This window comes from Shewanella cutis (assembly GCF_022410515.1).
Taxonomy (GTDB): Bacteria; Pseudomonadota; Gammaproteobacteria; order Enterobacterales; family Shewanellaceae; genus Shewanella; species Shewanella cutis.
This window is the reverse complement of record NZ_JACSDI010000018.1, coordinates 72,224-79,082: the sequence shown is the minus strand read 5'-3', so window position 1 is coordinate 79,082 and position 6,859 is coordinate 72,224. Positions and strand designations below refer to the sequence as shown.

The following is a 6,859-nucleotide window of genomic DNA, read 5'->3' as shown; positions in this document are numbered from 1 at the left end:
CTCGGCGTATCGACACCATTTTTAAAGTTTCATTTCAGCTATTTTATACCAATCGTATTAAATATCTGTTCATTCAGTGGGAATTCAACGCGCTTTAGACAAGGCGAAGGCTTGAAGGCATAGCGGTGCTCTGTCGAAAGCCTTAAATGCAGTATAAAGCGTGTTGCCATACAGTGAACATCAACCGCCCTTTGGGAGCCACACAGGCATCTCTCTCTCGTGTTGCATTGACTTAAAAGGGAATAACCATTTCTGAGTCAATGCGCCTTAGATTGAAATGCCTGTGAGGCTCTGAACTGATTAGATATTTAATGTGATTGGTATTAAAAGAGCTTAGCGGTTTGTTTATGCTAGACTACGGGTTTTATGGATAGACAGGCTTATTTTTCATTTATGGAATTGGGGTTGTGCGCCACTTGGCAGTATTGAACGGTGTTTCTGCCTTCACGTAAATTAAACGATATAATGTTTATCCATTATTACGAGTAATAAAATGAATTGTCGTCTAGGCTGTGGTGCTTGCTGTATTGCTCCGTCAATCAGTAGTGTGATCCCAGGAATGCCCAATGGTAAGGCTGCGGGGGAGCGTTGTGTGCAGCTCAGTGATGATAATTTATGTTTGATTTTCGGCTCGCCTGAACGCCCCGCGGTTTGTAGTGATTTTGAAGCGTCTTTGGATGTGTGTGGGCATTCGAATAAAGAGGCGCTCTGGTTGATCACAAACCTAGAATCTCAAACATCTTAATAGTTTATTGCTGACAGGTGAATTATGCAGTTAACACGCTATACCGATTTTGGTGTTCGCACGCTAATGTATCTGGCGGTTCAGCCCGATAGAACTACGCTTTTTAGGATTTCAGAAATTACTGAAGTCTTTGATTTGTCACCAAATCATGTTTCGAAAATAGTACATCACTTAGGCAAGTTAGGTTACTTAGAAACCATACGCGGTAAAATGGGCGGATTTCGTTTAGGTAAACCGGCAGGCGAGATTAATTTAGGGCAACTCATTCGCTCCTTAGAAAATTCGCTGGCGCCGATCGATTGCAGCAAACCTTACTGTCGATTTACTCCTGCTTGTCAGTTGAAAGGTGTATTAGCCCAAGCGGTTGAGGCATATTTAAATGTGCTTGATCAGTACAGCTTATTGGATATCGTAAGCAATCGTAATGAGTTGCTGGCATTGTTGCCGGATATGTCTATTTCTGTCTTACAGTTAGACTAACCCCTTTCTCATGGGCTAGTTCAATGGGCAACAAGCTTGACGTTGGAACTAGCTCAATCCCTTCCGCCTTCAGGCGTGCTAAGTTGGCTTTTAAAAACTGGACTGTTTCAGGGTAAGGATGAGCAATTGCGACCAGACTTCCTTCTTTATGTGTCTGACTTATCATCAAGTTAAATTGTCTTTCTAGTGCTTGAGTGCTGACATCATTGTCGAGAAATAGCTGACGTCGAAGTAGTGGCACACCGAGTTGTTCTGCCTTATCTCCCGCCTTGGTAAATTTAGTCGTCATGCTGTCGACAAAATAGAACTGCTTCTGTTTGAGCGTTTCCATCACCCAGAGCATGGGGTCATCAAGCTGCGTGAGTAAGCTGCCCATATGATTGTTGGCACCTTTAGCGAAGGGCACACTGGCCATGGCGGCGAGTACGCTGCTACGAATTTGTGCTTCGTTCATATTATTGGTTAATCCACCAACGCCTAAGGCTTTGCCATTTAGCGCCTGCATGGGTAAATGCAGCATAATTTCGTGACCATTTGCATGTGCGGCTTTGGCCAGTTTGCTGCTCAGTGGCGTGTGCGGTAATACCGACAGCGTGACAGAACTCGGCAGCGAAAGTACGGCTTCATCGGTATGACGATAGCCAATGTCATCGATGATCAGGGCAATTTGAGCCGCATTGCTCGGGGCAATACTGATAGTCCAAACTGCCAAAATGTAAAGTAGACGCACCATTTCTTCTTATTCGTCATGATGTTGAATCCAAGTGATAGCTGAAGTGACTATCGTGTCTTGGCTGACATCGGTTCGTGCAGAGATTGCGTCGATTATAGGCATATTCTGTTGATTGGAGCCAGTTTCGGAGACTACTTTGATGTCGGGCTTAATCCCTATGTCGTGGATATTCTCCCCTTTAGGCGTGTTGTACTGGGCTATGGTCAGCTTGACCGCATTGCCGTTGTTAAGGATAGGAATAAGGCTTTGCACTGTTCCTTTACCAAAGCTGGTTTCGCCGAGGAGTTTTGCCCGGCCATTTTCTTGCAATGCGGCGGCCAGTACTTCTGATGCTGATGCCGAGCCTTTATTGATTAGCACTAGCATGGGTACGTTGGCGAGCATGGTTTGCGGTGAGGCGTAATAGTCTGAGTTGGCATCAAAAAAGCGGCCAGAGGTGGAGACGATTCGCCCTTTTGCCAAAAAAAGGTCGGCAATATTAATTGCCTGATCGAGCAGGCCGCCGGGATTATTGCGTAGGTCCAATATTAAGCCCGTTAACTGAGTGCCTTGCCATTGGCTCAGGGTGCGTACCATATCTTCGGTAGAGTCTTCTTGAAAGCTGCTGAGCCTTACGTAGCCAATGTTCCCATCCAATAATTTGCTCGTGACCGACTGTATTGTGATTGTGCTAGGTTTTAACGTCACCTCAAATTCTGCTTCGTCATTACGGTGTTTTAGCGTGAGACGAATACTTTGATTACTCAAACTGTGTTGCTTGATTTGGTTAAGAATATCCGCAAGGTTAGTTTCTGTCGTGGGGGTGTTATTCAGCTTGATAATGATGTCACCGGCTTGAATCCCTGCCTGTTCGGCTGGGGAGTTCGCAAAGGGGGCAATGATGCTGATATGGTCTTTTTCGCTGGCGACTTCAAAGCCAAAGCCGAAGTACTCACCCCGATTGGAATCTTTTAGATCGAGTAATTCTTGGTGATTTAGAAAGCTTGAATAGGGATCTAAATGCTCAAAGATGCCTTTAATTGCCGCTTGGACAAGCTCATCCTTAGTCACGGTTTTAACGTAATAGGTTTCGACCGTTTCGAGCACATCCTGCAATAGCGGGTAATCAAAGTCACTTCGATACGACTTGGTATTCTCTTGGCTGGATAGGCTAATAGACAAGCCTAAGCTTAGGCCGAGTCCAAGACTGACAATATTGCGCAGTAGATGTTTCATAGCCGTCCCCTGTGATGATGGGGACGGCCATTTTAGCGACAGTACTGGTTAACGACAGTACTTAGCTGGATCGACGGCTTGCCCCTTATACCGTATTTCAAAGTATAGGCCAGGCTCAGTCTGTCCACCCGAACGTCCGACTAAAGCTATCGCTTCACCGGTTTTTACCATTTCTCCGGGGCTTTTTAACAGGGTCTGTGCATGGCCATAGAGGCTCATGTAGCCTTTGCCATGGTCGATCACCATCACCATACCAAAGCCTTTTAGCCAGTCGGCATAGATCACTTTACCACCAGAAACCGCGCGGATATTTTGCCCTTCGGGCGCTGATAACATGGTGCCTTTCCATACCACTTGGCCGGATCTGGGGCTACCAAAGCTGGCACTAACGCGGCCTTTAGTCGGCCATTTGAGTTTGCCGCCTTGCTTATCAAAGCCTTCCATCGAAGGATTGTCACGCATCGCCTTTAGCGCTTGTTCAACAACCCGTTTTAAGCTGGCTTCCTCTATTTGGAGTTGTTCGAGTTCAGCACCTTTAGTGTTTAAGGTTCGCTGTAATTCATTGAGGGTTAACTGACGTTGATCTTGTTCTTGATTCAAGCGCTTAGATTGCACTTGTTGCTCGGCCATCAAGGTAGTCAATTGTTTTTGCTTGGTGGTTTGGGTGACTTTAATCTCATCAAGCTCAGTGATTGTTTGTTTTAACTCGTTAATAGATTTCATCCGCGCTTTGTTGAGATATTGGTAATAGGCCAACATCCGCTCAATGGTGGCGGGACTCTGCTGGTTCAGCATCATCTTTGTGTAATCGTGGTTACCGGCTAGATAGGCGCTCGAAAGTTGTTTTGAAAGCGTATTTTGCTGGCTAACCTTAAGACTTTCTAACTCTTCTTGGCGTTGTTTGAGTTCGGCAAGCGTATTATCAATCTGCGCCAAACTGGTTTTGGTGCTATTGACCTTTTTGGCGGCGGCCGCAATCGCCTCTTCATCGCTACGTAGCAATGCGAGTAACTTTTCTCGCTGTTTACTGGTGTTTTTAAGCGCGCTTTGTTGTTGGTTGATTTGCGCTTGGATGGATTTCAACTCGGACTGGCGCTTCTCCAAATTAGAAGCGTAGACCGAGAAAGATAACATCATAAAGCCAGCAATAATGCTGGCTTTAACGGGGAGTCGAGTGCTCACTAGGTAACAACTACTCTTTAACGTGGATTAAGGGCTTACCCGTCATCTCTGCAGGAATGGATTCACCCATTAGGTGCAGAATCGTTGGGGCGACATCGCTCAGTTTACCGCCTTTATCAATGGTGGCATCGCGGCCAACAAACACAAAGGGCACGAGTTCACTGGTGTGCGCTGTATGGGCTTGACCCGTGGTTTCGTCGGTCATTTGCTCGGCGTTGCCATGGTCTGCGGTAATAATACATTCACCGCCCACTTTTGCTAGCGCTTCAACTACTCGGCCGATACAGGCATCAACGGCTTCACAGGCTTTAACCGCGGCGTCAAAGTTGCCTGTGTGGCCAACCATATCACCATTCGGGTAGTTACAGATAATCACATCGTATTTAGTTGACTCAATCGCTGCAACTAACTTGTCGGTCAGCTCGGTTGAGCTCATCTCTGGTTGCAGATCGTAGGTCGCCACTTTAGGGGAGTTGATCAGAATGCGATCTTCCCCGTTAAATGGCTCTTCCTTACCGCCGTTGAAGAAGAAGGTTACATGGGCGTATTTTTCAGTTTCGGAGATACGTAACTGAGTACGACCGCGATTTTGTAGTACTTCACCTAAGGTATTGATTAAGTTGTCAGACGGGTAGGCAATCGGCGCTTTGATATCAGCGGCGTATTCCGTCAGGGTGACAAAGTTAACCTTTGGCGTTACCGCACGTGCAAAGCCGTCAAAATCTGGATTGATAAAGCTGCGGGTGATTTGGCGGGCACGGTCGGCACGGAAGTTCATAAATATCAGTGCATCGCCATCTTGCAAGGTCGCAACTTGGCCGCTCGCATCGGTAATTGCCGATGAAGACACAAACTCATCGATTTCATCGCGGCTGTAGGCGGCTTCTAATGCGGTAACAGCGTTGTCGTATTGGAATTTTGACTTGCCTTGGGTGATCAGATCGTACGCCTGTGACACGCGGTCCCAACGGTTATCGCGGTCCATGGCAAAGTAACGACCTATAATCGAGGCAATACGGCCATGGCCCAATGTAGTAAACAGATCATCAAAATGACTTAGGCTACCTTTGGCGCTACGGGGTGGTGTGTCACGACCGTCTAAAAAGGCATGCAAATACACTTTAGTGGCACCGCGAGCAACGGCCATCCGGCACATTGCTTCGATATGCTCTTCATGGCTGTGTACGCCACCAGGAGAGAGCAGGCCCATAATGTGCACCGCACCACCGGTTTTAACTGCAGCGTCTACGGCATTGCATAGGGCGGGATTTTGTTCAAACTCATGATCTGCAATGGCTTTACTGATGCGCGTCAGTTCTTGGTAAACGATTCGGCCAGAACCTAAGTTGATATGGCCTACTTCAGAGTTCCCCATCTGTCCATCGGGCAAGCCTACATCTAAGCCGGAGCCAGAAATTAAACCGTGGGCATATTGGGCGTTGAGACGGTCGAGCACTGGCGTGTTAGCGTGGTAAACCGCATTCATATGCGTATTTTCACGGTAACCCCAGCCATCGAGGATCAACAACGCGATTGGACGTTTAGTTGTCGTCATGGTGATACCTTTAAAGTTTAAAGAAGCTAAAGAAATCTGAAATTGGTTAAATATTACTACGTAAGCGGGGTACGAAAAAGCGCTTTACCTAGATTAAGGTCATCGAGTGGCTATTTCAGCGGATTCTGTGAGCCTTGGGATAATCCTGATGGCGCAAGGGCTGGGCTGTGTTCTAGAACTGTGACTAAACTGCTGCAATCTGCCATGGCAATGGGTATACTCTGAGCCCTTATCGAATTTTCCCCATTTATACGGGCTGTAACCATGCAAGAATATATCGAATTTTTTAAGGCTCACACTCTGCTAAGTCTGGCTTGGGTGGGTTTGTTTTTAATGCTTGTGGTCAGTGTGATCAAATCGAGCTTCTCTAAAATCAAAAATGTCACTCATCAAGAACTTACTATTATGGTGAACAGACAAGACGCCAAAGTCGTGGATGTGCGTTCGAATGATGATTTCCGCAAGGGCCATATTGTTGATGCAGTTAACGTTACGCTCGCAGATATCAAAAATAATCAGATATCAGCCCTTGAAAAGTTTAAAGGTAGTCCCATTATACTGGTATGCAATGCTGGCATGACCTCGTCTCAAGCGGCTCAGCTTTTAAGTAAACAGGGTTTTGAAAACCTGTATAACTTGAAAGGTGGTATGGGTGAATGGCAGGCAGCCAATATGCCTGTTTCAAAAAGCAAAAGATAAGTTGTCGGCGGCAGTTATGCGCAGTGCTGCATAGTGAATGAATTGTGCAGCCATAGCGTCATCATTGTTTGGCATACTAATCCTGTGGTCACTAAGGGCTTAAATTAAGTATTTAGATTGACTTCAAAAGTACCCCGTTAAGGGAACGTTGGGACGGTACTGAGATCTCATACAGGCATCAAAGCACAAGCCCGAGCGAAATAGACAAAAAGCCAGCCGGATAAGCGCTGGCATAACATTGATAGGATAG

General features: G+C 46.4%; 7 protein-coding genes. 3 read left to right on the top strand and 4 right to left on the bottom strand.

From position 1 onward, the window contains the following. The first annotated feature begins 493 nt into the window (after nt 1-493). A complete protein-coding gene (locus tag H9J30_RS17830; protein ID WP_240132230.1) occupies nt 494-745 on the top strand; it encodes a YkgJ family cysteine cluster protein in 252 nt (83 codons plus the stop codon). Nucleotides 746-769: 24 nt separating this feature from the next. Continuing rightward, nucleotides 770-1,225, top strand: coding sequence for an Rrf2 family transcriptional regulator (locus H9J30_RS17825; protein WP_011070460.1), 456 nt, complete (start codon nt 770-772; stop codon nt 1,223-1,225). Here the strand turns inward: H9J30_RS17825 and H9J30_RS17820 are convergent. The 4 genes from H9J30_RS17820 to gpmM are packed head-to-tail and all read right to left on the bottom strand — an operon-like array spanning nt 1,200 to nt 5,910. Continuing rightward, complete coding sequence (locus H9J30_RS17820; protein ID WP_240132232.1) at nt 1,200-1,955, bottom strand: divergent polysaccharide deacetylase family protein; 756 nt, start codon at nt 1,953-1,955, stop codon at nt 1,200-1,202. The two genes, H9J30_RS17825 and H9J30_RS17820, sit on opposite strands and share 26 nt — an antisense overlap. Nucleotides 1,956-1,964: 9 nt before the next feature. Beyond that, complete coding sequence (locus H9J30_RS17815; protein WP_240132229.1) at nt 1,965-3,173, bottom strand: S41 family peptidase; 1,209 nt, start codon at nt 3,171-3,173, stop codon at nt 1,965-1,967. Nucleotides 3,174-3,221: 48 nt separating this feature from the next. Next, nucleotides 3,222-4,355, bottom strand: coding sequence for a murein hydrolase activator EnvC family protein (locus H9J30_RS17810; protein WP_240132228.1), 1,134 nt, complete (start codon nt 4,353-4,355; stop codon nt 3,222-3,224). Between the two features lie 10 nt (nt 4,356-4,365). Then, nucleotides 4,366-5,910, bottom strand: a complete 1,545-nt coding sequence (gene gpmM, locus H9J30_RS17805; RefSeq protein ID WP_240132227.1) for a 2,3-bisphosphoglycerate-independent phosphoglycerate mutase — start codon at nt 5,908-5,910, stop codon at nt 4,366-4,368. Nucleotides 5,911-6,174: 264 nt separating this feature from the next. On the opposite strand from gpmM, the gene H9J30_RS17800 reads away from it, so the two are divergent. Beyond that, nucleotides 6,175-6,609 carry a rhodanese-like domain-containing protein gene (locus H9J30_RS17800; protein WP_240132226.1) on the top strand — a complete coding sequence of 145 codons (435 nt, stop codon included), beginning with the start codon at nt 6,175-6,177 and terminating at the stop codon, nt 6,607-6,609. Nucleotides 6,610-6,859 lie beyond the last annotated feature (250 nt).

Bases quoted from the DNA above. Each gene is read 5' to 3' on its own strand.
- H9J30_RS17830 (WP_240132230.1), top strand. From the start codon at position 494: ATGAATTGTCGTCTAGGCTGTGGTGCTTGCTGTATTGCTCCGTCAATC.
- H9J30_RS17825 (WP_011070460.1), top strand. From the start codon at position 770: ATGCAGTTAACACGCTATACCGATTTTGGTGTTCGCACGCTAATGTAT.
- H9J30_RS17815 (WP_240132229.1), bottom strand. From the start codon at position 3,173: ATGAAACATCTACTGCGCAATATTGTCAGTCTTGGACTCGGCCTAAGC.
- gpmM (WP_240132227.1), bottom strand. From the start codon at position 5,910: ATGACGACAACTAAACGTCCAATCGCGTTGTTGATCCTCGATGGCTGG.
- H9J30_RS17800 (WP_240132226.1), top strand. From the start codon at position 6,175: ATGCAAGAATATATCGAATTTTTTAAGGCTCACACTCTGCTAAGTCTG.